The organism is Mesorhizobium vachelliae (assembly GCF_033977325.1).
GTDB lineage: Bacteria > Pseudomonadota > Alphaproteobacteria > Rhizobiales > Rhizobiaceae > Mesorhizobium > Mesorhizobium vachelliae.
On record NZ_JAVIIR010000014.1, the window covers coordinates 33907 to 58836 of the forward strand.

Annotated in this window: 21 protein-coding genes; 15 read left to right on the top strand and 6 right to left on the bottom strand. The window is 65.3% G+C overall.

Annotation, left to right across the window (positions count from 1 at the left end; translation table 11 throughout):
- Positions 1–53: 53 nt before the first annotated feature.
- The 5 genes from RFM41_RS25575 to RFM41_RS25595 all read right to left on the bottom strand — a co-directional run bounded on the left by RFM41_RS25575 (position 54) and on the right by RFM41_RS25595 (position 4806).
- Positions 54–1229 (bottom strand): glycosyltransferase family 87 protein, encoded by a 1176-nt coding sequence (locus RFM41_RS25575; protein ID WP_320252243.1) that lies wholly within the window; start codon positions 1227–1229, stop codon positions 54–56.
- 113 nt (positions 1230–1342) lie between these two features.
- Entirely contained in the window at positions 1343–1960 is a 618-nt protein-coding gene (locus RFM41_RS25580) for an alpha-ketoglutarate-dependent dioxygenase AlkB family protein (protein ID WP_320252241.1), read from the bottom strand.
- A 95-nt stretch (positions 1961–2055) separates the two neighbouring features.
- A complete protein-coding gene (gene lysM, locus RFM41_RS25585) occupies positions 2056–2535 on the bottom strand; it encodes a peptidoglycan-binding protein LysM (RefSeq protein WP_320252239.1) in 480 nt (159 codons plus the stop codon).
- A gap of 79 nt (positions 2536–2614) precedes the next feature.
- Complete coding sequence (gene arfB, locus RFM41_RS25590; protein ID WP_320252237.1) at positions 2615–3052, bottom strand: alternative ribosome rescue aminoacyl-tRNA hydrolase ArfB; 438 nt, start codon at positions 3050–3052, stop codon at positions 2615–2617.
- Between the two features lie 143 nt (positions 3053–3195).
- Positions 3196–4806 (bottom strand): phosphoenolpyruvate carboxykinase, encoded by a 1611-nt coding sequence (locus tag RFM41_RS25595; RefSeq protein ID WP_320252236.1) that lies wholly within the window; start codon positions 4804–4806, stop codon positions 3196–3198.
- A gap of 341 nt (positions 4807–5147) precedes the next feature.
- On the opposite strand from RFM41_RS25595, the gene RFM41_RS25600 reads away from it, so the two are divergent.
- The 15 genes from RFM41_RS25600 to RFM41_RS25670 all read left to right on the top strand — a co-directional run bounded on the left by RFM41_RS25600 (position 5148) and on the right by RFM41_RS25670 (position 24366).
- Complete coding sequence (locus RFM41_RS25600; protein WP_006201274.1) at positions 5148–5849, top strand: response regulator transcription factor; 702 nt, start codon at positions 5148–5150, stop codon at positions 5847–5849.
- A 132-nt stretch (positions 5850–5981) separates the two neighbouring features.
- Positions 5982–7766, top strand: a complete 1785-nt coding sequence (locus RFM41_RS25605; RefSeq protein WP_320252235.1) for a sensor histidine kinase — start codon at positions 5982–5984, stop codon at positions 7764–7766.
- Between the two features lie 14 nt (positions 7767–7780).
- Complete coding sequence (locus tag RFM41_RS25610; RefSeq protein WP_320252233.1) at positions 7781–8242, top strand: HPr kinase/phosphorylase; 462 nt, start codon at positions 7781–7783, stop codon at positions 8240–8242.
- 164 nt (positions 8243–8406) lie between these two features.
- Positions 8407–8808: a PTS sugar transporter subunit IIA gene (locus RFM41_RS25615; protein ID WP_006201271.1), complete on the top strand. Its 402-nt coding sequence runs from the start codon at positions 8407–8409 to the stop codon at positions 8806–8808.
- Positions 8805–9101, top strand: a complete 297-nt coding sequence (locus RFM41_RS25620; protein WP_320252230.1) for an HPr family phosphocarrier protein — start codon at positions 8805–8807, stop codon at positions 9099–9101. Before RFM41_RS25615 ends, RFM41_RS25620 begins: the two co-directional genes overlap by 4 nt.
- 268 nt (positions 9102–9369) lie before the next feature.
- Entirely contained in the window at positions 9370–9858 is a 489-nt protein-coding gene (locus tag RFM41_RS25625) for a hypothetical protein (RefSeq protein ID WP_320252228.1), read from the top strand.
- 368 nt (positions 9859–10226) lie between these two features.
- Positions 10227–11627: an adenosylhomocysteinase gene (ahcY, locus tag RFM41_RS25630; protein ID WP_320252226.1), complete on the top strand. Its 1401-nt coding sequence runs from the start codon at positions 10227–10229 to the stop codon at positions 11625–11627.
- A 190-nt stretch (positions 11628–11817) separates the two neighbouring features.
- Complete coding sequence (locus tag RFM41_RS25635; RefSeq protein WP_320252224.1) at positions 11818–14397, top strand: sensor histidine kinase; 2580 nt, start codon at positions 11818–11820, stop codon at positions 14395–14397.
- 9 nt (positions 14398–14406) lie between these two features.
- Positions 14407–15918, top strand: coding sequence for a tRNA (adenosine(37)-N6)-threonylcarbamoyltransferase complex ATPase subunit type 1 TsaE (gene tsaE / locus RFM41_RS25640; RefSeq protein WP_320252222.1), 1512 nt, complete (start codon positions 14407–14409; stop codon positions 15916–15918).
- Positions 15915–16652: a nucleotidyltransferase family protein gene (locus RFM41_RS25645; RefSeq protein ID WP_320252220.1), complete on the top strand. Its 738-nt coding sequence runs from the start codon at positions 15915–15917 to the stop codon at positions 16650–16652. The genes tsaE and RFM41_RS25645 overlap by 4 nt, the downstream gene beginning before the upstream one ends.
- A complete protein-coding gene (gene addB, locus RFM41_RS25650) occupies positions 16649–19783 on the top strand; it encodes a double-strand break repair protein AddB (RefSeq protein WP_320252218.1) in 3135 nt (1044 codons plus the stop codon). Before RFM41_RS25645 ends, addB begins: the two co-directional genes overlap by 4 nt.
- Positions 19780–23292 (top strand): double-strand break repair helicase AddA, encoded by a 3513-nt coding sequence (gene addA, locus RFM41_RS25655; protein WP_320252216.1) that lies wholly within the window; start codon positions 19780–19782, stop codon positions 23290–23292. Before addB ends, addA begins: the two co-directional genes overlap by 4 nt.
- A gap of 74 nt (positions 23293–23366) precedes the next feature.
- The gene (trxA, locus tag RFM41_RS25660) at positions 23367–23690 is read left to right on the top strand and encodes a thioredoxin (protein WP_112129004.1); all 324 of its coding nucleotides are present in this window, start codon (positions 23367–23369) and stop codon (positions 23688–23690) included.
- A gap of 133 nt (positions 23691–23823) precedes the next feature.
- Positions 23824–24105 carry a cupin domain-containing protein gene (locus RFM41_RS25665; RefSeq protein ID WP_027166948.1) on the top strand — a complete coding sequence of 94 codons (282 nt, stop codon included), beginning with the start codon at positions 23824–23826 and terminating at the stop codon, positions 24103–24105.
- 69 nt (positions 24106–24174) lie between these two features.
- Positions 24175–24366: a hypothetical protein gene (locus RFM41_RS25670; protein WP_320252214.1), complete on the top strand. Its 192-nt coding sequence runs from the start codon at positions 24175–24177 to the stop codon at positions 24364–24366.
- 108 nt (positions 24367–24474) lie between these two features.
- Here RFM41_RS25670 and RFM41_RS25675 read toward each other — a convergent pair whose 3' ends face one another.
- Complete coding sequence (locus RFM41_RS25675; RefSeq protein WP_320252305.1) at positions 24475–24885, bottom strand: VOC family protein; 411 nt, start codon at positions 24883–24885, stop codon at positions 24475–24477.
- Positions 24886–24930 lie beyond the last annotated feature (45 nt).

Here is a 24930-nt window from a genome sequence, read left to right on the forward strand (position 1 = left end):
GGAGCGAATCTGAAAGATCGCGACGCGCTTTAAGCCTGATTTCCGGCGGGGCGCTACGCCAAGGACGGCTCGCCGGAGATTTCAGCTTTCCGGCCTCCGGTCCATATCGAAAGCAGCATCCACGCAGCGAGAAACAGCGGTACCACGACGCCGACGCAATATCCGCCGTGGATGAACAAATGCGCGACGAAAGGCCAGAGCCAAAAAATCGCCAGTATCAGCCGAGGCGGCCTCGAAACCATCGCGGCGAGCATCGCGACCGCCACGGCCACACCGATCGTGTCATAGGTGTAGCCGTAGGGCGTGGCGAGGATCGCAAGGACAGCGGTAAGCACTACGCGTTCCTGATGCGAAACCGCGCGGCCTGGCCACCAGAGCCAGATCGCCGCGGCAATGGAAGCGACGGTTGCGACCGCCTGGATGCCATAGGCGGAGGTCAGCCCGGCACCGGCAGCTCTTGCCGTGAAGAACACCGTTATCGCGTTGTACTGATAGGGTTGCGGATAAGGCGCCTCCATGATCGCCGTCATCAAGGGGCTGGTTTCGGCCAGGAACAGCCGCCAGACATCGAAGCCGAAGAACAGGCCGGTGGCGACGGCGATCACGACGCTGGTGCCGATGGCCGCCAGAATGGCTCGCCAGTTGCCGCTGGCGAGCAAGCAGAAGGGCACGAGGATGCCGAGATGCGGTTTGATCGTCAGCAGGCCGAACAGGATTCCGGCCAGCAGCGGACGCCTAGGCGCCACGGCGAGGCCTCCGATCAATAAGGCTGTGGTCAATGCGCCGTTCTGGCCGAACACCGAGTTCCAGATAACGGCCGGGCTTAAGACAATCGCCAGTTCCAGGGCCGCCCCGAGCTTCAGCGGCCGTATCGCCAGCCACAGACACAAAACGGTCCCAACTGTCCAGATCAGATAGGCAGGCAGGATCGGCAAGGTGGCAAGCGGAACGCCGAGCAGGAGGATGTTCGGCGGATAGCTCCATTCCTGATTGGGAAGATCGGGTGAAAACATGGCGCGCAGCGCAGCGCGGTAGGCGTCCACGTCGAACAGGGTGGCAACATGGCCGTCGACGGCCATGCGGGAACCAGCCCAGAGGTTGGTGAAGTCCCAGTAGGGAAGCCTGTGCGAAAGCTCAGAAAATCCCCGATTGTCGAGGTTCCATAACATGCTCAGGTAGAATTCGGTCATCCACAGGGCGATGATAGATACGACCGTGACGATGGCCACGTCCAAGAGGCTTCTGGTCCTGATCCAATCCGGCTGCATGGCGACCTCGGTTTCGCAACCGCGGTTGTAGCCCGGTTGTCCTTAAGATCGCGTTGCCCCGACGGCAGGCATGCTCAGCCAGGTACCGTCACCCGCCGCAACGTCAGATTGATACGGCCGCCATTCTTCAAAAGCGCCGACGTCGCGGGGTAGATGCGGTCGACGCCGTGGAAGGCGAGGCGTCCTTCGCCGCCGAGCACGACGACGTCGCCGCTCTTCAGCGTGAACGACTTGGTGCCGCCTTCGCGCCTGTTCTGACCGACCCGGAACAGGCAGTCGTCGCCCAGCGAGACCGACACGACGGGCGCGGCGAAATCCTTTTCGTCGCGGTCCTGATGCAGGCCCATCTTGGCATCCGCCGCATAGAAGTTGACCAAGCATGCCTCGGGCGGATGCGGATAGGCCGCAACCTCGCGCCACAGTTTCAGCAAGGCTTCCGGGATCGGCGGCCAGGGCTCGCCCGTCACCGGATGCGTCGGTTGGTAGCGATAGCCGCGCTCCTTGTCGGTCACCCAGCCAAGCGCGCCGCAATTGGTCATGCGCACGCTCATCTCCTTGCCGGTGCGTGGCATGGCCGGCACGTAGAGCGGTGCTGCCTGCACGACGCGCCTGATCTCCTCGACCAGCGCTTCCTGGGCTGGGCGCGGGAGGTAGCCCGGCATATGGCGGACGCCTTTGGGCAGAACGAGCATGGATCGATCCGGTCTATCCGCCCAAGCATGCCACCGGCAAAGCAAAACGGCGACCCGAAAGCCGCCGTTTTGTGCAATCTCTATGATACGGGCCGTCAGGCGTGGCTGATATCCGGTATGCGCAGGACCTGACCCGGATAGATCTTGTCGGGATGGGTCAGCATCGGCTTGTTGGCCTCGAAAATGATGGTGTTCTTGGCGCCCTGGCCCTTGCCGTAGCTCTTCTCGGCGATTTTCCAGAGATTATCGCCCTTCTGGACGGTATAAAGCGTCGGCTCCTTGGCCGGCGCCGCCGCCGTGCCGGCTTCAGGCGCGACCTTCAGCTCGTCCGCCTGCACCTTGGAGACGCCGAGCGTGTTGCCGACGGCGATCACCGCCTTTTCGAAAACCGACTGGTCCTTGACAGTGCCCTTCAGCACCGCGGTGTCGCCCTGGACGGCAATCTCGACGCCGTCAGTGCCCAACTTGTGCGAATCGAGCTCCTTCTTCAACGTATCCGCGTTTGGCGGTGCCTCGTCCTCGCCGCCGATCCCGAGCTTCTTGCCGACGCCTTTGACGAAATCGAAAATACCCATAGCTGGTCTCCTCGCTGTTGCAGCAATCCAAGATTGCCATCTGCAACCCTGAATTGTAAGCAGCTGATTTCAACCGTGCTTAATCGCTGTCGACACGGCCGCGCAGCTTCTTGACCGTGGACCGGCCCGCCTTGCTCTTCAGGCGGCGCTCCACGGCGCCTTTGGACGGCCTGGTCTTCTTGCGCGGCGGCGGCGGCGGCTCGGCCGCCTTGGCGATCAACGCCGTCAGCCGCGCCCGCGCGTCGGCTCGATTCTGCTCCTGGGTGCGGAAGCGACCGGCCTCGATGACGATGACGCCGTCCTTGGTGGCGCGCTGGCCGGCAAGCTTGAGGGCGCGCTCACGAACGCGCTCACTGAGGCCCGAAGCATTCGCCGCGTCGAAGCGCAGTTGCACGGCGGTCGCCACCTTGTTGACGTTCTGGCCGCCCGGACCGGACGAGCGGATGAAGTCCTCATGCAGGTCGCCCGCACGGATGACCGCTTCGCCGGTGATGATGATATCGTCGTCGCTCGCCATAGACGCACTCATGACGCGATGGCGGCAAAAAGAAAAGGCCCGGCGCAAGCCGGGCCCTGGAGGGAAAGACGTCTGAAGACGGCGCCGTTTGTCTTGACGCAATTCCAAACGGAAACCGCTTCCCACTTTTCCTGGAATTGCTCCTATTCAGCCGCTTCCTGCAAGCGCGGCGCGGCGCCGAGGATGGTGGCGTCGACATGGCGTTCGAACTTTTCGAAATTGGTCGCGAACATGTTGACCAGCTTCGCGGCCTGACGGTCATAGGCAGCCTTGTCGGCCCAGGTCGAGCGCGGGTCGAGAATGGCACCGTCGACGCCCGGAACGGCGACCGGCACCTCGAAGCCGAAATTGGCGTCGGTGCGGAACTCGGCCGACTTCAGCGAACCGTCGAGCGCGGCGCCCAGCAAGGCGCGCGTCACCTTGATCGGCATGCGGCGGCCGGTACCGTAGGCGCCCCCGGTCCAGCCGGTGTTGACCAGCCAGCAGTCGACGCCATGGCTGGCGATGAGCTCGCGCAGCAGATTGCCGTATTCGGACGGATGGCGCGGCATGAACGGGGCGCCGAAACAGGTCGAGAAGGTCGCCTCCGGCTCGGTGACGCCCTTTTCCGTGCCCGCGACCTTGGCGGTGTAACCCGACAGGAAGTGGTACATGGCCTGCGCCGGAGTCAGTTTTGCGATCGGCGGCATGACGCCGAAGGCGTCGGCGGTCAGCATGATGATGTTCTTCGGATGGCCGGCGCGGCCGGTCTTCGAGGCATTGGGGATGAAGTCCAGCGGATAGGCGCAGCGCGTGTTCTCGGTGAGGCTGCCGTCGTTGAAATCCGGAACGCGGCCGGCATCGAGCACGACGTTCTCCAGCACCGTGCCGAAGCGCTGCGTGGTGGCGAAGATCTCCGGTTCGGCTTCGGCCGACAGCCTGATCGTCTTGGCGTAGCAGCCGCCCTCGAAATTGAAGATGCCGTGCGGACCCCAGCCATGCTCGTCGTCGCCGATCAGCGTGCGCGACGGATCCGCGGAAAGCGTCGTCTTGCCGGTGCCGGACAGGCCGAAGAACACCGCCGCGTCGCCGGCCGGCCCCTCATTGGCCGAGCAGTGCATCGGCATCACGCCCTTTGCCGGCAGCAGGTAGTTCAGCATGGTGAAGACCGACTTCTTCATCTCGCCGGCATAGGAGGTGCCGCCGATCAGCACGATCTGGCGGGTGAGATCGACCGCGATCACCGTTTCGGTGCGGGTGCCGTGACGCGCCGGATCGGCGCGGAAGGAGGGCAGGTCGATGATCGTCATCTGCGGCGCGAAACGCTCGAGCTCCGCGGCTTCCGGACGGATCAGGAGATTGCGGATGAACAGCGAATGCCAGGCGAATTCGGTGACGACCCGGGTCGGCAGCTTGAGATCGGCGTCGGCGCCGCCGACGAGGTCCTGGACGTAGAGGTCCTTGCCAGCTGCATGTGCCCGGAAATCGGCAAGCAGCGTTTCGAACTGAGCTGGCGATATCGCCTTGTTGTTGTCCCACCAGACATGCGGGCTAGTCGCCTCGTCGCGCACGACAAATTTGTCCTTCGGCGAGCGTCCGGTGTGCTGGCCGGTCTCTGCGACCAGCGCGCCCTGCGCGGTCAGCCGTGCCTCGCCGCGCCGGATCGCTTCCTCATAGAGTTCGGCCGCGCCGAAATTGTAGCGTACCATGCCCGTGGTCTTCAGGCCGATCGCGTCGATGGCGCAGTCGGGGTTGCGTTTGCCGGCTTCCGACATCAAATTTCCTCTCTGGATTTGGCCGCATGTGACGGGAGGTTTCCCGGAGCCCGCACTGGGGCCGCCAGGTTCAGAACCAGAAAAGCCGAATGATATCAAATCATTAATCGATTTAAAAAATTTGAAAGTTGTTTAAATCGTTTATATGTGCAAAAAACCGCAGAGGTTGCCCAAAGGATTGGCAAGCTTGGTTCGTCCAATCCCAATCGGGGTGCGATCGTGTGTAGCGGCAGGCCGCCCGTGACTTCGGACAGGGCCCGTGCCACATTTTGTACCCAATTTGTCCTGCAAAAGCCCCTTCTCGACGACAGAAGGGACAGCTCATGAGGGAGCCGCTTGAAATGGCAACAATCGCGCTTGTCGACGACGACCGCAACATTCTGACCTCGGTGTCGATCGCGCTCGAATCCGAGGGCTATCGGGTCGAAACCTACACCGATGGCGCGTCGGCGCTGGAAGGCCTGGCGGCGCGGCCGCCGAACCTCGCCATCCTCGACATCAAGATGCCGCGCATGGACGGCATGGAGTTGTTGCGCCGCATGCGCCAGAAGTCGGACCTGCCGGTGATCTTCCTGACATCGAAGGACGACGAGATCGACGAATTGTTCGGCCTTAAGATGGGCGCGGACGACTTCATCCGCAAACCGTTCTCGCAGCGCCTGCTGGTCGAGCGGGTGCGCGCGGTGCTGCGTCGCACCAGCGCCCGCGAGGCGGCGGCCAAGGCGCCCAGCCAGCAGGCCCGCTCGCTGGAACGCGGCCAGCTGGTGATGGACCAGGAGCGGCACACCTGCACCTGGAAGGGCGAGCCGGTGACGCTGACGGTGACCGAGTTCCTCATCCTGCATTCGCTGGCGCAGCGCCCCGGCGTGGTAAAAAGCCGTGATGCGCTGATGGATTCGGCCTATGATGAGCAGGTCTATGTCGACGACCGCACCATCGACAGCCACATCAAGCGGCTGCGCAAGAAGTTCAAGGCCGTCGACGACGACTTCGAGATGATCGAAACCCTTTACGGAGTCGGGTACCGGTTCCGCGAGGCATGAATAGGCAGTAGGGAATAGTCAGTAGTCAGTTTTGAATGATGCGAGCGGCCGCTCATGCATAGCCGCGGTCAGCCAACCATTCTTCCCTACTGCCCACTCACTACTCACTAACCAAGCAGGGCCTGCTATTCGATGGCAGTGGAAGTAGAGCGAGGCAGACGGGTGGGCGCGGCAAAGCGCCCACCGCGGATCGTGCCCGCCTTCGTGTCGAAGTTCACGGTGCCGATGCGCCGGTTTCTCGGCCATCACATCTTCTCCAGCCTGACCCGGCGCATCCTGTTCCTCAACATGGCCGGCCTCGCGGTGCTGGTCACCGGCATCCTCTATCTCAACACCTTCCGCGACGGGCTGATCGACGCGCGCGTCGAAAGCCTGATGACGCAGGGCGAGATCATCGCCGGCGCGATCGCGGCTTCGGCGACTGTCGAGACCGATTCGATCAGCATCGACCCGGAAAAGCTGCTCGAGCTGCAGGCCGGCGAGAGCCTCGGACCGGGTTCCGACCAGCTCGACAATCTCGATTTCCCGATCAATCCGGAACGCGTCGCGCCAGTGCTCAGGCGCCTGATCTCGCCGACGCGCACACGCGCCCGCATCTATGACCGCGACGCCAATCTGCTGCTCGATTCGCGGCATCTCTATTCGCGCGGCCAGATCCTGCGCTACGACCTGCCGCCGGTCGAGGACGAGCAGCCGGACCTCCTGGAGCGGGTCGAGAAATTCATCTTCGACTTCTTCCGCAACAAGGACCTGCCGGTCTATCACGAGCAGCCCGGCGGCAATGGCGCCGCCTTCCCGGAAGTGGTCAAGGCGCTGACTGGCAGCCCCTCGACAATCGTGCGGGTGAGCGAGCAAGGCGAGCAGATCGTCTCCGTCGCGGTGCCGATCCAGCGCTTCCGCGCCGTGCTCGGCGTCTTGATGCTTTCGACCGAAGGCGGCGACATCGACAAGATCGTCGCGGCCGAGCGCAAGGCGATCCTGCGCGTGTTCGGGGTGGCGGCGCTCGTCACCGCGATCCTGTCATTGCTTCTGGCGTCCACCATCGCCAATCCGCTGCGCCGGCTTTCCGCCGCCGCCGTCAGGGTGCGGCGGGGCGTGAAGAGCCGCGAGGAAATCCCCGATTTTTCCGATCGTCAGGACGAGATCGGCAATTTGTCCATCGCCGTGCGCGACATGACGAATGCGCTGTATGCGAGAATCGAGGCGATCGAAAGCTTCGCCGCCGACGTGTCGCATGAGCTGAAGAACCCGCTGACGTCGCTGCGCAGCGCGGTCGAGACGCTGCCTTTGGCGAAGAACGACACGTCTCGCGCGCGCCTGATGGAGATCATCCAGCACGACGTGAAGCGGCTCGACCGGCTGATTACCGACATCTCCGACGCCTCGCGCCTCGACGCCGAATTGGCGCGCGACGATGCGGCCACCCTCGATTTGAAGAAGTTCATCACCGACCTCATCGCCGTCTCGCGCGAGACGACGCGCAACAAGAAGGCGGTCGAGATCGAGCTCAAGGTGGCCAAGCTGCCGGCCGGCGCCCGAGGCTATTTCGTCGTCGGCCATGACCTCCGGATCGGCCAGGTCATCACCAACCTGATCGAGAACGCGCGCTCCTTCGTGCCCGACGAGCACGGACATATCGCGATCTCATTGGCTCGCGCGGGCAAGTTCAACATCGTCACCGTCGACGACAACGGCCCGGGCATCCGGGCGGAGAAGATCGACCGCATCTTCGAGCGCTTCTATACCGACCGGCCGGCCGGCGAGGCGTTCGGCCAGAACTCCGGCCTCGGGCTATCGATCAGCCGCCAGATCGTCGAGGCGCATGGCGGCACGCTGACCGCCGAGAACATTCCCGGCACCAAGCCCGGCGAGATCAAGGGCGCGCGTTTCGTGGTGACGCTGCCGGCGGAAAGCTGATCGCCGAACCGACCATGCCGGACACCGCCACGAAGCCCCGCAACATCCATGGGACGGCCCTCCTGATCGGCGAGCATGGCGTTCTGATCACCGGGCCGTCCGGCGCCGGTAAGACGACGCTGGCGCTGGCGCTTATCGATCATTGCCGCACCCGCGGCATGTTTTCCCGGCTGGTCGGCGACGACCAGTTGTTTGCAACCGCGCATGGCGGCCGGCTGGTGTGCCGCGTGCCGGCAAGCATCGCCGGACTCTGCGAGGTGCACGGCATCGGGCCGCGGCCGCTGGCCTTCGAGCCGGCTGCCGTGATCGATCTGGTGGTCCAGCTGGTCGAGCCGGCCGACATGGCGCGTCTGCAGGACGAAGCCATAGAGACGATCGCCGGATGCCGGCTTCCCCGCATCGATGTCGCCCGGCAGAATGTCACGGCCGCGCTGCCCATGCTGATGGCGCGGCTGTCGATCCAGCCTTTTTCATGATCCGCCCGGGGTTTTTTGCTGCGATGCGTCAAAATGGCCCGGGCCGCCGCAATTTTGGGCTTGTCAACCGGGCGTGCGTCGACAAGATAGCGCTCCCGCCGCCTGGAATGGCTGGCGAACATAAGATACGCCTGTGAAGCGGCGATGACGGGAGCCACCAGAGAATGATCGGACTCGTGCTCGTGACGCACGGTCAACTCGCCACCGAGTTCCGGCATGCCGTAGAGCATGTTGTCGGGCCGCAAGACAATTTCGAGACCGTGGCGATCGGCGCCGACGACGACATGGAGCAGCGCCGGTCCGACATCGTCGACGCCGTGGCGCGCGTCGACACCGGCGCCGGCGTCATCGTGCTCACCGACATGTTCGGCGGCACACCCTCCAACCTCGCCATCTCGGTGATGGAATCCGGCCGCACCGAGGTCATCGCCGGCATGAACCTGCCGATGCTGATCAAGCTCTCCTCGATCCGCAAGGGCGACAACATGGCCGCCGCGCTCGACGAGGCGCAGGCGGCGGGCCGCAAATACATCAACGTCGCCAGCCAGCTCCTGAGCAGCAAATGAACGCATCGGCGCCGCAGACAGACGAGGTGGTGCGGGAATTCCCGATCGTCAATCAGCGCGGCCTGCATGCGCGCGCCTCGGCCAAGTTCGTCCAGGTCGCCAGCGGCTTCGACGCCACCATCCATGTCGAGAAGGACGGCGTGAAGGTCGGCGGCACCTCGATCATGGGCCTGATGATGCTGGCGGCGAGCCCGGGCTATTCGATCCGCGTCATCGCCAGCGGCCCGGAAGCGGTGCCGGCCATGGACGCGCTGGAGCAGCTCGTCGCCTCGCGCTTCGGCGAGGAAATCTGACGCGAAAGTTCGTTGGCCTTATGCCAAGGCCGACCTGAACTCATTGGCCGATCTCCCGGCCCGTTACGATCCAACCGGGCAAGCAAGACTAGGCCGTGAGCCCTGGGACATAGCGAAAAATGTGAAAGGGAAGCTCGGGATTAATCGAGCCGGGACAGGCGTTGTCCTTGGACTAGGGTAGGAAAGCCCACAACAGAGCAAGCCTGCCGCGCACCGCTCGAGTAGCGGCGACGTCAGCGCATGCGCTCTCTAAAATCGGAGAAATCCAATGGCACCCCATGGAAACGTCGCATTTGCGGCGGCGATAACGCTTGGCTTGTGGTCGCCCACGGCGTCGGCGGCAACAACGGTAAATGTCCAGCTTTGGGACCAGGGCGCGGGCATGGTGATGAGGACCGGCATGGCCTACCAGGCTCCGGACCTCGATTTGTCCAAAGCGACGATGGGAGTGAGAGTGTCGCGATCCACCGTCCCGGCGGGCGTCGTATCGTTCAAGGTCACCAACACCTCGAAGAATACGGTCCATGAGATGATCGTGATGCATCTAAAGGACCCGGCGCAACCGCTTCCCTATGTCGGGGACGACGCCAAGGTGGACGAAAGCAAGGCTGACGATAGGGGGGAGGTTCCCGAGCTCGACCCGGGCAAATCGGGCACGCTGACCGTGACCCTGGAACCGGGCAAGTACCTGTTGATCTGCAATCAGCCGAAGCACTTCGCCAGCGGCATGTGGGCCAAGTTTGAAGTCACCAAGTAGGCAGCATGGGTTGGCCTCTGCGCGCCGTGCCCCAGCTTGGGCCTCGCGAAACCCCAGCCCTCGTCCCTGCCCCAGCCGTCACGTCCGCACGGCCGAAGATCGTGGGTCGGTCGCGAGGCTGGATGGCGTTGAAGCACGTGCGGCTTCACCGCTCATGGGCAGGACTCGGTCCAAATGCATGTCTTCGCCCGAAAGTGACCCGGCGCTTTCGGACGACATGCACTGCCTCGAAGATATGCGCGCATAAAGATTTCTTTATATCCCATTGTCGTCCAGCGACCGATCTGCTAGTCAAGCCGGCGATCGCGCCCTCCCACGCGCCTCCCGGCGCCGGCGCGCCATTGAGAAAAAATCACCGGAGCACTGCCATGACGGGTAGCAAGGACTATGTGGTCGCCGACATCTCTCTTGCCGGCTGGGGCCGCAAGGAGATCGAGATCGCCGAAACCGAAATGCCGGGCCTGATGGCCTGCCGAGAGGAGTTCGGCGCCAAGAAGCCGCTCAAGGGCGCGCGCATCACCGGCTCGCTGCACATGACCATCCAGACGGCGGTTCTGATCGAGACGCTGAAGGCGCTGGGCGCCGACATCCGCTGGGCCTCCTGCAACATCTTCTCGACGCAGGACCACGCGGCCGCCGCGATCGCCGAGGCCGGCATCCCCGTCTTCGCCGTCAAAGGCGAGTCGCTCGAGGATTACTGGAACTACACCGACCGCATCTTCCAGTGGACCGACGGCGGCACCTCCAACATGATCCTCGACGATGGCGGCGACGCCACCATGTACATCCTGCTCGGCGCGCGAGCCGAGGCGGGTGAGGACGTGCTGTCCAATCCCGGCAGCGAGGAGGAAGAGATCCTGTTCGCCCAGATCAAGAAGCGCCTGAAGGCCTCGCCCGGCTTCTTCACCAAGCAGCGCGAAGCGATCCGCGGCGTCACCGAGGAAACCACCACCGGCGTCAACCGCCTCTACCAGCTGCAGAAGAAGGGCCTGCTGCCCTTCCCGGCGATCAACGTCAACGATTCCGTCACCAAGTCGAAATTCGACAACAAATATGGCTGCAAGGAATCGCTGGTCGACGGCATCCGCCGCGGCACCGATACGATGATGGCCGGCAAGGTCGCGGTGGTCTGCGGCTATGGCGACGTCGGCAAGGGCTCGTCGGCCTCGCTGCGCGGCGCCGGCGCCCGCGTCAAGGTCACCGAGGTCGACCCGATCTGCGCGCTGCAGGCGGCGATGGACGGCTATGAGGTGGTGACGCTGGAAGACGCAGCCCCCACCGCCGACATCGTCATCACCACCACCGGCAACAAGGATGTCGTCACGCTCGACCATATGCGGTCGATGAAGGACATGGTGATCGTCGGCAATATCGGCCACTTCGACAACGAGATCCAGGTCGCGTCGCTGCGCAACCTGAAATGGACCAACGTCAAGCCGCAGGTCGACCTGATCACCTTCCCGGACGGCAAGCGGATGATCCTCCTGTCGGAGGGCCGGCTGCTCAACCTCGGCAACGCAACCGGACATCCGAGCTTTGTCATGTCGGCCTCGTTCACCAACCAGGTGCTGGCGCAGATCGAGCTTTTCACCAAGCACGGCCAGTACCAGAACCAGGTCTATGTGCTGCCCAAGCATCTCGACGAGAAGGTGGCGCGGCTGCATCTCGACAAGCTCGGCGCCAAGCTCACGGAGCTGTCGGGCGAACAGGCCGCCTATATCGGCGTGACGCCGCAGGGCCCGTACAAGCCGGAACACTATCGCTATTAACCAAAGCGAAATTATCTACCAGATATTGAAGCCGGGTGGTTGACTTTCCGCCCGGCTTTATTTTTTGCGCCAATGATTCTTCACGCCGATTCCGGCAGGCGTTATTGTTGTGATTCGCGGTCCGGGGACATGTTGGGCCGGGGACGCATTCAGGGCGGTCTTGCATTCAAGCGGCGAAGAGGACCAAGACATGCCGGGGGATTACCCGCCACGCGCGGGAAAGGCCGTTTCCGGCGGCCATGAGGATTCGAACAAGGCCGGCCCCGCCGTGAGCGGCGGCGGGTTTCGTGCCGGCTTGCGGCTGGCCTCGCTTCTTGCGACCTCGGCGCTTGCCGGGCCGCTGCTGGCCTTTGCCGCCCACGCCGAGACGGGCATTGCGGGAAAGGCCGCCGCGCCCGTCAGCACCGTTGAGGTCATGCAGCTCGCCATGTTCGTCGGCGTCATGGGCGCAGCACTTGTCTCGGCCATCTTCCTGATCCGCGAGCGCGCCCGCACCGCTTCCCAGAATGTCCAGCTCAGGGCCCGCGTCGCGGACGTCAACGCGGCGCTGCAGCGTTCCGAGGCGCTGCTCAATCTGCGCGACCAGCGGCTGGTGGTCTGGGCCACGGACAACAAGAAGCCCGAACTCATCGGCAGCCTGCCGCTGGACAGCGGCGCGCCGGACGACCGGTCCGCCTTCCTCGCCTTCGGCCGCTGGCTGATGCCGCGCTCGGCGGCGGCGCTGGAGCACGCGGTTGCCGCGCTGCGCGAGCAGGCGAAGGCCTTCGACCTGATCATCGAGACGCAGGCCGGCGTGCCGCTGGAGGTGCATGGCCGCAAGAGCGCGGCGCATGTGCTGGTGCGCTTCGTGTCGCTGTCGGAGACGCTGCGCAACCAGGCCAGGCTGAAGATCGAGAATCAGCGGCTCAGCGCCGCCTACGACACCTTGGTCGGCCTGCTCGACGCGTTGAAGATGCCGGTGTGGCTGCGCGCCGCGGACGGCCGACTGCAATGGACCAACCGCGCCTATGCCGAGGCGGTGGAGGCCGAAAGCGCGGCCGCGGCCGTGCGCGACGCCAAGGAATTCCTCGGCGGCCAGGCGCGCGAGCAGATCGCCGAGCAGCACAAGACGCGCCCGGTCTTCGAACAGACGCTTTCCACCGTGATCGAAGGCGACCGCCGCATGTTCGCGGTCACCGATTACGCCGGCGCCGACGGCTCGGCGGGGCTTGCCTGCGACACAAGCGCGGCCGAAACGATCCGCGCCGAATATGAGCGAACCGTGCGCAGCCATGCCGACACGCTCGACCAGTTGAACACCGCGGTGGCGATCTTCGACACCGAGGAAAAGCTGCGCTTCTTCAACCAGGCCTTCCAGAAGCTGTGGGGTCTCGACTCGGGTTTCCTGCTCAGCGCTCCTTCCAACACGCTGCTGCTCGACAGGCTGCGCTCAGAAGGCAGGATCGCCGAGCAGCCGGAATGGCGGCGCTGGAAGGAAAACCTGCTCAGCGCCTACCGCGCCGTCGAATCGCAGGAGCACTGGTGGCACCTGCCGGACGGCAAGACGATCCGCGTGGTGGCGAACCCGCAGCCGAAGGGCGGCGTCACCTGGGTATTCGAGAACCTGACCGAGAAGATGGATCTCGAAAGCCGCTACCAGACCGCCGTGCGGGTGCAGGGCGAGACGCTGGACAACCTCGCCGAAGGCGTGGTCGTGTTCGGTCCGGACGGGCGGCTCCGGCTGTCCAATCCGGCCTTCGTCGCGCTGTGGGGACTGACTGCGGAGGCGGTCAAGCCGAACGTCCATGTTTCGGCGATCCGCGACCTGTGCGACCAGCGGGCCGCGAACAGCCCGTGGGGCGGCTTCGTCGCCGCGGTCACCGGCTTCGACGACGAGCGCCGCGACCGCCGCGGCCAGATCGAGCTGATGAACGGCAACGTGCTGAGCTACGCGGTGATCCACCTGCCCAACGGCCAGGTGATGATCACCTTCGTCGACGTCACCGACACCGTCAATGTCGAACGGGCGCTGAAGGACAGGAACGAGGCGCTGGAGAGATCCGATCAGCTGAAGAACGAATTCGTGCAGCATGTGTCCTATGAGCTGCGCTCGCCGCTGACCAACATCATCGGCTTCACCGAGCTTTTGTCGCTGCCCGCGACCGGGCCGCTGACGCCGAAGCAGCGCGAATATGTCGAGCATGTCGGCTCGTCGTCATCGGTGCTGCTCACCATCGTCAACGATATCCTCGACCTGGCAACCGTCGATGCCGGCATCATGCAGCTCGACATCTCGGAGATGAACATCGACCGGACGATCGCCGCGGCCGCCGAACTGGTCGCCGACCGGCTGGACGAGCACCAGATCAAGCTCGAGATCGACGCGGCGGAGGCGCCGGCGAGCTTCCATGGCGACGAGACACGCATCCGCCAGATCCTCTACAACCTGCTCAGCAACGCCGCGAACTATGCGCCGGAGGCAAGCACGATCCGGCTCACCTGCCGACGCCTGGCCGACGGCGTCGAGTTCTCGGTGCATGATGACGGCCCGGGCATGCCGCCGGATGTGCTGGAATCGGTCTTCCGCCGCTTCGAGCCGCGCGCCAATGGCGGACGACGGCGCGGCGCGGGGCTCGGGCTCTCGATCGTCAAGAGCTTCGTCGAGCTGCATGGCGGAACCGTGCGTATCGAGACCGGCCAGGACAAGGGCACCACTGTGATCTGCACCTTCCCGGACAAGCCCTCGGGCATTCCCGATACGCCGGCGGGCATCCGCGACGCTGCCGAGTAGCGCGGCCCTATGGCAGGAACGGTGCTGGAGCGTTTTCTCGCCGACGAGGCGGCAACGGCAAGGCTTGGCGAGGACCTCGCCATGGCGCTGCGCGCCGGCGACGCGATCGCGCTCAAAGGCGATCTCGGCGCCGGCAAGTCGACGCTCGCCCGCTCGCTGATCCGGGCGCTCGCCGATGACGCCAATCTCGAAGTGCCGAGCCCGACCTTCACGCTGGTGCAGAGCTACGAGACGCGCGTTCCGGTGCATCATTTCGATCTTTACCGCCTCTCCTCGCCGGACGAGCTCGACGAGCTCGGCCTGGACGACGCGCTCAGCCAAGGCGCGGCGCTCATCGAATGGCCGGAACGGGCCGCAGACCGCTTGCCGGAAAACACGCTGTGGGTCGAGCTTGCCGAGCATGGCGAAGGCCGCGTGGCGCGGTTGTCGGGACAGGGACCGGTCTACGAGCGCGTGGCGCGATCGCTGGCGATGCGCGATTTCCTGGCCACCGCCGGATGGGGCGACGCCAGCCGCCGCCATTTCGTCGGCGACGCCTCCGCCCGCTCCTACGAGATCGTCGCGCTGGCCAATCAGGCGCCGCGCGTGCTGATGAATTCGCCGCGCCTCGTGCTCGGCCCGCCGGTGCGCGACGGCAAGCCCTATGCGGTGATCGCCCATACCGCGCAATCCGTCACCGCCTTCGTCGCCATCGACCGGGCCCTGCTCGCCGCCGGCGTCAGCGTGCCGGTCATCCATGCCCAGGACCTCGACCAGGGATTTCTGCTCATCGAGCATCTCGGCTCGGAAGGTTTTCTCGGCCACGCCGGCCAGCCGATTGCGGAACGCTACGAGGCGGCGGCGGAACTGCTGGCCATGATGCACGGCAAGGCCTGGCCCGAGCGGATGGAAGCGGCGCCTGGCGTGTTCCACGACGTGCCGCCTTTCGATCGGGAAGCCATGCTGATCGAGGCAGATCTCCTGGTCGACTGGTATGTGCCGTGGATCACCGGCGGACCGGCGAGCGATGCATTGCGGACCGGCTATCACCAGGTGTGGAACGCCTTTCTCGATCGCCTCGCGGCCAGCGAGTACACGCTGATGCTGCGCGACTTTCATTCGCCCAACATCATCTGGCGCGGCGAGCGCGCCGGCCTGGACCGGCTCGGCATCGTCGACGTCCAGGACGCGCTGATTGGCCCGGCTGCTTATGACGTCGCCTCCTTGGCCATGGATGCGCGTGTCACCGTCTCGCCGAAGATCGAGCGGCGGACGGTCGCCGCCTATATTGCGGCCAGGCGCGCCGCCGGCGCTTTCGACGAGGCCGGTTTCGCCGAGGCCTATGCGATCATGGCGGCGCAGCGCAATTCGAAGATCCTCGGCATCTTCGTGCGGCTCGAAAAGCGCGACGGCAAGCCCTACTATCTGAAACACCTGCCGCGCATCCGCGACTATCTGAGGCGGGCGCTGGCGCATCCGGCGCTGGCCAGCCTGAAAGAATTCTACATGGCCCACGGCCTGCTCGAGGAACGGGTTCCATGAAGCCCCCAACCATGAGGCCGAAGACCGCGATGGTGCTGGCGGCCGGGCTCGGCAAGCGCATGCGGCCGATCACCGACACGATGCCCAAGCCGCTGGTGAAGATCGCCGGCAAGACCTTGCTCGACTGGGGGCTGGACAGCCTGGAAGCCGCCGGCGTCGACAGGGCGATCGTCAATGTCCACTATCTGCCCGAGCAGATCGTCGCCCATGTCGCCGGACGCAAAGCACCGAAGATCGTCATCTCCGACGAGCGCGAGGCGCTGCTGGAATCAGCGGGCGGCATCGTCAAGGCGCTGCCGCTTCTGGGCGCCGAGCCCTTCTACATCATCAATTCCGACACCTTCTGGATCGACAGCGGTCAGCCCAGCCTCGAGCGCCTTGCCCTTGCATGGGACAGCACGAGAATGGATATTCTCCTGATGCTTACCGATCTCGACTCAGCGACCGGGCACTGCGTCGGCACCGATTTCCTGGTTGCGTCCGACGGCGCGCTGCGGCGCTCGAAAGGCGATCCGACGGGCCTGATCTATGCGGGCGCTGCGATCATCCATCCGCGCATCTTCAAGGACGCGCCCACCGGCTCGCACTCGCTCAATGTCTATTTCGACAAGGCGATCGCCGCCGGGCGCCTGTTCGGCATGAAGATGCATGGACGCTGGATCACCGTCGGCACGCCGGACGCAATACCTGCCGCCGAGGCGGCCGTCGCCGCCGCCTTAGCGAAAGCGGTATGAGCGGCGCGCGCCGCGTCCTTTCCATCCCGCCCGGAGCGCCGTTCCTGCCGACGCTGGCCGGAGCGTTGCTCGACGGGCGCCTGATCCCCGGCTTCCGCTTCGACGGCGATCCGCTGGCGCTGGCCGACGCCACCATCTATGTGCCGACGCGCCGCGCCGCACGCGCCTTGCGCGGCGCCTTCGTCGACATTCTTTCCGAGTTGGGAGGGGGCAAACGCTCGGCCATCCTGCCGACGGTGCGGCCTCTCGGCGAGTTCGACGAGGACGAGGCCGCCTTCGACGCCGAAGCGGCGCCGGCGATAGACCTCGCGCCGCCGATTGCGGCGCAGGAGCGGCTGCTGTTACTGGCGCCGCTGGTGCGCGCCTGGAAGGAAAGCCTGCCGGACCATGTCAGGGCCCGGTTCAACGAGGAATTCGTCGTGCCGACCTCGGCCGCCGACGCCATCTGGCTGGCGCGCGACCTCGCCCGACTGATGGACGAGATCGAGACTGAAGGCACGGATTGGGCGAAGCTCGCAACGCTGGTCACCGGCAACCTCGCCGGCTGGTGGCAGGTGACACTCGACTTCCTCGGCATCGTCACCGACAACTGGCCGGCATTGCTCAAGGAGCGCAGCCGCTCCAACCCGGCCGCGCATCGCAGCGCGCTGATCCGGCTGGAAGCGGCGCGGCTGAAGCGCAACCCGCCGGCCGGACCGGTGATCGCCGCCGGTTCGACCGGCTCTATCCCCGCCACCGCCGAACTGCTTGCCGTGATCGCCGGCCTACCCAACGGCGCCGTCGTGCTGCCCGGGCTCGACCGCGAGCTGGACGACGCATCCTTCGCGGCGATCACGGCGCCCGGCGCGCGTCCGGCAACGCTCGGCCACCCGCAATACGGCCTCGCGAAGCTGATCGGCGGCATCGGAATTCCGCGCCGCGATGTCGAAGACGTCGTCGCCCCGCCACCGCCGCTCGCATTGCGTGCAGCGCTTGTCGGCGAGGCATTGCGGCCGGCCGAAACCACCGAATACTGGACCGAGACACGGCCGCGCTTCACGGCATATGACCTCGAACAGGCGCTTGCCGGCGTGACGCTGGTCGAGGCGGCGAACGAACGCGACGAGGCGGCGGCAATCGCCATTGCGCTGAAGCGCGCCGTGGAGGCTCCGGGCAAGCGCGCGGCGCTCGTCACCGGCGACCGCGCGCTGGCGCGGCGGGTTTCGGCCGAGCTTCTGCGTTTTGGCGTCGTCGCCGACGATTCCGGCGGCGCGCCGCTCATCAACACCCCGGCCGCCAGCCTGCTCAGGCTGGCGCTCGGCGCCGCATTCCGGCCCGGCGATCCGGTCGGTCTGTTGTCCTTGCTCAAGCACCCGCTACTTGGGCTCGGCCTTGAGCGCCAAGCCGTGCGCAAGGCGGCCGAACTGGTCGAGCTGGTGGCTCTGCGCGGCGGCACGGGCCGGCCGGACGTCGCATCGCTCGGCGCGCTTTTCGACACGCGGCTGGCGGAACTGGGCGGCGACACAAGGCAGCCTTTCTGGTTTTCGCGCCTGACCGTGCGCGGCATCGAGCAGGCGCAAGCGGTGCTTAGCCGCCTTATGGATGCGCTCCTGCCACTCACCGCAATGCGCGACGAGAAAGACGCCGACATCGCGACGCTGACGCGCGCGAGCGTCGTCGCGCTGGAGGATCTGGGCCGCGCGGCCGACGGCAGCCTGGGCGAGCTCTATGCCGGCGACGCCGGCGAAAAACTGGCCGAGCTGCTACGCGGACTGGTGGCTGCGTCCTCGCCCTTCACCTTCGCCGCTTCGGAATGGCCCGACGTGATGGAGGCGCTGATCGCGCCGGAGACGGTGAAGCCAGCGCAAGGCACCGACCGCAACATCGCCATTTGGGGCGCGTTGGAAGCCCGATTGCAGAATGTCGACACGCTGGTCATCGGCGGGCTCAATGAAGGGGTCTGGCCGCGCAAGCCCGAGAGCGATCGCTTCATGTCGCGGCTGATGAAGACCGGCATCGACCTCGAGCCGCCGGAACGGCGCATCGGCCTCGCCGCGCATGATTTCCAGATGGCGATGGGTACGAAAGAGGTCGTGCTGACGCGTTCGGCTCGCTCCGGCGACGCGCCGGCGGTGCCGTCGCGCTGGCTGCAGCGCATGCTGACCTTCATCGGCAAGGAGCCGGCTGCAGCACTGCGCAGTCGCGGCGACGCGCTGCTTGGCTGGGCGCGCGCGCTCGACGCCGGTGAGAAGAAGGATTTCGCCGCCCGCCCGCAGCCCAAGCCGCCGCTCAGCATGCGCCCGCAGCATTTCTCGGTCACCGAGATCGAGACGCTGCGCCGCGACCCCTACGCGGTCTACGCCCGGCGCATTCTTGGGCTTTCGCCGCTCGAGCCGCTGATCCGCGATCCGGGCGCCGCCGAGCGCGGCACGCTGTTCCACGAGATCCTGCATCTGTTCTCGCGGCGGGTGGAGGATCCGAGGGCGCCGAATGCGCTGGCAAGCCTCATCGAAGCCGGGCGGATTTGCTTTGCCGAGGCAAAGCTTCCGCCGGATATCGAAGCTGTCTGGTGGCCGCGTTTCGAAAAGCTCGCCGAAAACATCATCGAATGGGAACATACCCGCGCCGATTCCGTCGCGAGGCGCTATGCCGAGGAACGCGCCGAAAAGACGGTGGTCGGCCGCACCGGCGTGACGCTGTCCGGCTATGCCGACCGCGTCGACCTGCTTGCCGGCGGCATGGCCGACATACTCGACTACAAGACCGGCTCCTCGCCCTCGAAAGCGCAGGCGCACACGCTGCTGTCGCCGCAGCTTGCGCTGGAAGGCGCCTTGCTCCGGCGCGGCGCTTTCAGGGAGCTCGGCATTCGCGAGCCTTCGCAGCTTGCCTTCGTGCGGTTGAAGCCGAATGGCGAGGTGTTCGAGGAATCGATCCTCGAATACAACCGCAAGCCCCGCACCGCCAACGACCTTTCCGAGGAAGCCTGGGCGCGGCTGGAGCGGCTGCTGTTCCATTATGCCGATCCTGCGACCGGCTATCTGTCGCGCGCGCTGCCGTTCCGCGAGGGAGAAGCCGACGGCGACTACGACCATCTGGCGCGCGTGCTCGAATGGTCGGCGGGCGGCGCCAGCGAGGACGAGGTGGAAGGATGAAATATCCGATCCCCTCCGATACCGCCGCCAGCCAAGCGCGCGCCTCGGATCCGGCCTATTCCGCCTGGGTGTCGGCCAATGCCGGCTCGGGCAAGACGCATGTGCTGGCGCAACGCGTCATCCGGCTCCTGCTCAACGGCACCGACCCGTCGAAGATCCTGTGCCTCACCTATACGCGCGCCGCCGCCGCCAACATGTCGAACCGTGTGTTCTCCACCTTGTCGGAATGGACGGCGCTGCCCGATGCGGAGCTTGGCGCGCGGATCGCGGCGCTGGACAGCCGCGGCGCCGACCGCGGCATGATGCAGCGCGCGCGCCGATTGTTCGCCGAAGCACTGGAGACGCCGGGCGGACTGAAGATCCAGACCATCCACGCCTTCTGCGAATCCGTGCTGCACCAGTTCCCGCTCGAAGCCAACATCCCGGCGCATTTCGAGATGCTCGATCCGCAGATGGAGGCCTCGCTGTTCGGCGATGCCCGCCGCGACATGATCTCGGGCGCGGGCGCCGGCGTCGAAGGCCTGGCGGAGGCCTTTGCCACCGTGCTGGAACGCGGCGGCGAGTTCGGGCTCGATACGCTGCTCGCGGAAATCGTCGGCAAGCGCGACGAATTGCGCCATTTCATCGCCAAGCTCGGCAGGGATCGGGACTTCGGACCGCTGTTCGCCGAATTCGGCTTCAGGCCCGGACAGACGGCTGAGGGCATCGCCGCTTCGCTCTGGCCGCTGCCTGGCTTCGCCCCGGGTCAGTTCGCCGAATTCGCGCAGGCCGCCGAAGCCGCCGACGCGCGGCAGGTGCTGAACAACGTCATTCCCTATGCGCGGGGCGCATTCGCCGAGGCCGACCCGATCCGGCGGCTGCGGCTGTTGGCAAAGGCCTTCCTCAAGGCCGACGGCGACCCTTATGAGCCGCCCAAGATCTTCAAGAAGGCGCTGGTCGACCGGCTGCCGGATCTGCCAGAACGCTATCTGGCCGCGGCCAAGGCGATCCTCGACGTGACCGACAGGCTGGCGCTGTTCCGTATGCTGGAAGGGACAGCGGCGGCGCTCACCGTCGCCGGCTGGCTGATCGCGCGCTACGAGCAGTTGAAGCGCGGACGAGGCTTCCTCGACTTCAACGACCTCATCACCCGCACCGTGAGCCTCTTGTCACGGCCGGATGCCGGGCCATGGGTGCAGTTCAAGCTCGACCAGGGCATCGACCACATCCTGCTCGACGAGGCGCAGGACACCAGCCCGGACCAGTGGGAAGTGGTGAAGAAGCTGACGGAAGAATTCTTTGCCGGGCTTGGTCAGCGCGAAGCGGTCACGCGCACGATCTTTGCCGTGGGCGACGAAAAGCAGTCGATCTATTCCTTCCAGGGCGCGGCACCGGATTCCTTTGCCGAAAGCCGGCTTTTGTTTGCCGGCCGCGTGCGCGACGCGGAAGCCGCCTTCGCCAATCTGAAGCTCACCTGGTCGTTCCGTTCGAGCGACGATGTGCTGGCCGCCGTCGACCGCGTCTTTGAGGAGCCGAGTGTGCGGCGCGGCATCAGCCACGATCCCGATCCGCTCAGCCATAAGGCGATCCGCAACGACGCGCCGGGCTATGCCGAGGTGTGGCCCTCGATCGGCGCCGAAATGGTCGAGGAGCCGGACGACTGGACCTTGCCGGTCAACCATGCCAGCGCGCCCGCGGTGCGGGTGGCCGAGCATGTGGCCGCCACCATCCAGACCTGGCTCAAGCACGGCGAGGTCATCGAAGGCAAGGGCAGGAGACTGACCGCAGGCGACATCCTTGTCCTGGTGCGCAAGCGCGACCGTTTCGTCCATGCGCTGTCGCGCAGCTTGAAGAACCGGCAGATTCCGGTCGCCGGCGCCGACAGGCTGAGCCTGCCCGGCCATATCGCCGTGCAGGACCTGATCGCGCTTGGGCACTTCTTGATCCAGCCGGAGGACGACCTTTCCCTGGCCGCCGTGCTGCGCAGTCCGATCTTCGAGGTTCCCGAGGAAACGTTGCTGGCGCTGTCTGGCTCAAGGCCGAAGGGCCAGTCGCTGATTGCCTCGCTGCGGCAGCATGCGGCCGAGGATGTGGCCCTCACCGCTGTCGTTAGCCGGCTCGATGGCTGGGCAACCGAAGTGGCATTCAAGCCGGTGTTCGAATTCTATGCCGCGGCGCTGGCGCGCGACGGGCTGCGCCGCAAGATGACGGCGCGGCTCGGACCCGAAGCCGGCGACATCCTCGATGAGTTCCTGAGCTTTTGCCTGGCCGAGGAACGGACCGGCCTGCCGGGGCTGGAATCCTTCCTGTCGACGCTGGAAAACGCCGGCCCCGAGATCAAGCGCGAGATGGACCAGACGCGCGACGAGGTGCGGGTCATGACCGTGCACGCGGCGAAAGGCCTGGAGGCGCCGGTGGTTTTCCTGGTCGATGGCGGCTCGGCGCCGTTCAGCGACCAGCATCTGCCGCGGCTGATGCCGTTCGAGAGCTCGGGTGGGCAATGGAAGGGCAAGGGCTATCTGTGGCGCTCGGCCAGCGATGTCGCCAATGGCGTCTCGAAGGCGGCATCGGTGCGGGCGCGCGAGCTGGCGGACGACGAATACCGGCGCCTGCTCTATGTCGGCATGACGCGCGCCGAGGACCGGCTGATCGTCTGCGGCTATCACGGCAAGCGTCAGCCGAGCCCCGGCACCTGGCACTCGATCGTCAGCCGGGCCTTGCTGGGCGCGCCCGAGAGTTCCGAACGGCGGCATCCGGCAACGGCCGAGGTGGCCGTGCATCGCTTCCACATGACCCAATTGCCGCCGGTGGCGCTGACCAGCGTCGATGAGGCAGGGCCGTTCGAGCACACGCCGCCGCTGCCTGACACCCTGTTCCGGCCGCTGCCGCCCTATGAGGAGCTGCCGCGGCCGCTTTCGCCGTCCGGCGCCTCGGCGCTGATCGAGGAAGCGAAGGACGCCATCCCCGACACACGCTCGCCGGTGCTCGACGCCGAGGCCGAGCCCGGCTTTGCGGTGGTGCGCGGTCTGGCCCTGCACAAATTGCTGCAGATGCTGCCAGGCATTGCGGAAGAGGAAAGGCGCGGCGCGGCTGAGCGCTATCTGGCGCGCGCCGGCGCGGGCTGGCCGGACGGCGAGCGCGACAAGGCGCTGGAGGCGGTGCTGTCGATCCTGTCCGACAATCGCTTCGGTGCGCTGTTCTCGCCGTCGTCACGCGCGGAAGTCGCGATCATGGGAAGCCTGGAGGTGAAGGGCAAGCTGCGCTCGATCTCCGGCAAGATCGACCGGCTGGCGGTCAGCCCGGAAAAAGTGTCGATCGTCGACTACAAGACCAATCGGCCTGCCCCCAAAAACCTGGCCGAAGTGCCGCCTGCCTATCTGCTCCAGCTTGCGCTCTATCGGGCGCTGCTTCAGCCGCTCTATCCGGGGCGTGGGGTGACGGCGGCGCTGCTCTTCACCGAGGCGCCGCGCCTGATCGAGCTGCCGACCAAGGCGATGGACGACGCCCTTGCCCGACTCACGGGAGCGTGACACAAGAACTGCTTGAACATCGCCGCCACAACCACCACATTTGGTGCAACCCGAGTTTTCGAAAGGATTTCAGCATGGCCACCGTCAAGGTCGACAATGGCAATTTCCAGGCCGATGTGCTCAACGCCAAGGAGCCGGTCGTGGTGGATTTCTGGGCGGAGTGGTGCGGTCCGTGCAAGATGATCGGCCCGTCGCTGGAAGAGATCGCCAAGGAGCTTGGCTCCAAGGTGAAGATCGCCAAGCTCAACATTGACGAGAATCCGGAGCTTGCCGCGCAGTTTGGCGTGCGCTCGATCCCGACGCTGATGATCTTCAAGGGCGGCGAAGTCGCCGACATGAAGGTCGGCGCCGCGCCTAAGACCGCGCTGTCGCACTGGATCAACGGCGCCATCGCCTGAGCCGATCCAAAAATCCAACGAACGAGCCCGGCCAATCGCGCCGGGCTTTTTCTTTGGCGTCATCGCTCGACGCGCTCTGGCCCTCGCACGCAGGGGCGTCATACTCTCTGCTTCAGAAAAAGGGAGAGCCTCCATGACCGGGACAGCCAAGGCCACAGTCCACGTCGACAATGAGCGCGTGATCGTCACCGAGTATCGCTTCGCGCCGGGCGCGAACACCGGCTGGCACCGGCACGGCCACGACTATGTCGTCGTGCCGCTGATGGACGGCAAGGTGAAGCTGGTGACCAAGGACGGCGAATCCTTCGCCGAGATGAAGCAGGGCGCGCCCTATTTTCGCCGCGAGGGGGTCGAGCACGATGTCATCAACGCCAATGACGGCGAATACGCCTTCATCGAGATCGAGCTGAAGTAAGGGAGTCGGCTGTCCATCAATTCATGGCAGAGACAGCCGGCGATCAGCTCCTTGAAAAGGGAGTGTCAAATGAACAAACCGAAAAGTGAACCCGCATCCACTTTCTATGCGCGGCTGGTAGCAAGGACTGGCACCAACATCGACTTGGAGAAAATCACCAGCGAAGGCCACCAAATTCATACGGGACCTGAGCTGCCCCTCGAACCGATCGAGGCAGAGCCCGAAAAAGGGCCATTTGCGATACGCGTCGAGACTAAATAGATCGTAGCTTTGGGTTGGCGGCGTGCCGTTCTCGATCGGCACCGCGCCGGTGGAATAGAGCGGACCGCCGATCAAGATTCGCAGCGCCGAGTAGTTCCAGTTGTCCAGTTACCAGTCGGCGACGCGATCGCCGCCGGTAAATTGCGCGCTTTTCCCGGTATATTCGAACAGCTCTATCTTCACGCCGTTGGGGTCGCGGATCCAAGCCTGGGAGGTGTCGTCGCAAGCAAGCTTCTTTGGCGTGACCTCCACGCCTTTCGACCGGATATGGTCGATCGCCGCGTCGATGTCTTCCACCTCCAGGCAGAAATGGTTGATCTGGTTCGCCTCGGTGTAGCTGGTCTCGCTCTTCTCGAACACCTCGACATGGCTGCGGCCGCCGCAGTCGAGATAGAAGCCGAAGATCCTGCCGTCGCGCAGGAAATTGAACCTTGTGTCCATGCCGAGCACGTCGCTGTAGAAGCGGCGCGTCGCTTCCAGGTCATGCGCGAAAATGCAGACATGGGCGAGCTGCTTCACCTTGATCAAGGCCGGTTCCTTTCGGCCCCCGCCGAATCCGCAGCG

Coding starts and splice junctions, on each gene's coding strand:
- ahcY (WP_320252226.1), top strand. CDS start 10,227: ATGACGGGTAGCAAGGACTATGTGGTCGCCGACATCTCTCTTGCCGGC.
- RFM41_RS25665 (WP_027166948.1), top strand. CDS start 23,824: ATGACCGGGACAGCCAAGGCCACAGTCCACGTCGACAATGAGCGCGTG.
- RFM41_RS25670 (WP_320252214.1), top strand. CDS start 24,175: ATGAACAAACCGAAAAGTGAACCCGCATCCACTTTCTATGCGCGGCTG.
- RFM41_RS25580 (WP_320252241.1), bottom strand. CDS start 1,960: ATGCTCGTTCTGCCCAAAGGCGTCCGCCATATGCCGGGCTACCTCCCG.
- RFM41_RS25605 (WP_320252235.1), top strand. CDS start 5,982: ATGGCAGTGGAAGTAGAGCGAGGCAGACGGGTGGGCGCGGCAAAGCGC.
- RFM41_RS25625 (WP_320252228.1), top strand. CDS start 9,370: ATGGCACCCCATGGAAACGTCGCATTTGCGGCGGCGATAACGCTTGGC.
- lysM (WP_320252239.1), bottom strand. CDS start 2,535: ATGGGTATTTTCGATTTCGTCAAAGGCGTCGGCAAGAAGCTCGGGATC.
- addB (WP_320252218.1), top strand. CDS start 16,649: ATGAGCGGCGCGCGCCGCGTCCTTTCCATCCCGCCCGGAGCGCCGTTC.
- RFM41_RS25595 (WP_320252236.1), bottom strand. CDS start 4,806: ATGTCGGAAGCCGGCAAACGCAACCCCGACTGCGCCATCGACGCGATC.
- RFM41_RS25600 (WP_006201274.1), top strand. CDS start 5,148: ATGGCAACAATCGCGCTTGTCGACGACGACCGCAACATTCTGACCTCG.
- tsaE (WP_320252222.1), top strand. CDS start 14,407: ATGGCAGGAACGGTGCTGGAGCGTTTTCTCGCCGACGAGGCGGCAACG.
- arfB (WP_320252237.1), bottom strand. CDS start 3,052: ATGGCGAGCGACGACGATATCATCATCACCGGCGAAGCGGTCATCCGT.
- addA (WP_320252216.1), top strand. CDS start 19,780: ATGAAATATCCGATCCCCTCCGATACCGCCGCCAGCCAAGCGCGCGCC.
- RFM41_RS25635 (WP_320252224.1), top strand. CDS start 11,818: ATGCCGGGGGATTACCCGCCACGCGCGGGAAAGGCCGTTTCCGGCGGC.
- RFM41_RS25620 (WP_320252230.1), top strand. CDS start 8,805: ATGAACGCATCGGCGCCGCAGACAGACGAGGTGGTGCGGGAATTCCCG.
- trxA (WP_112129004.1), top strand. CDS start 23,367: ATGGCCACCGTCAAGGTCGACAATGGCAATTTCCAGGCCGATGTGCTC.
- RFM41_RS25615 (WP_006201271.1), top strand. CDS start 8,407: ATGATCGGACTCGTGCTCGTGACGCACGGTCAACTCGCCACCGAGTTC.
- RFM41_RS25610 (WP_320252233.1), top strand. CDS start 7,781: ATGCCGGACACCGCCACGAAGCCCCGCAACATCCATGGGACGGCCCTC.
- RFM41_RS25645 (WP_320252220.1), top strand. CDS start 15,915: ATGAAGCCCCCAACCATGAGGCCGAAGACCGCGATGGTGCTGGCGGCC.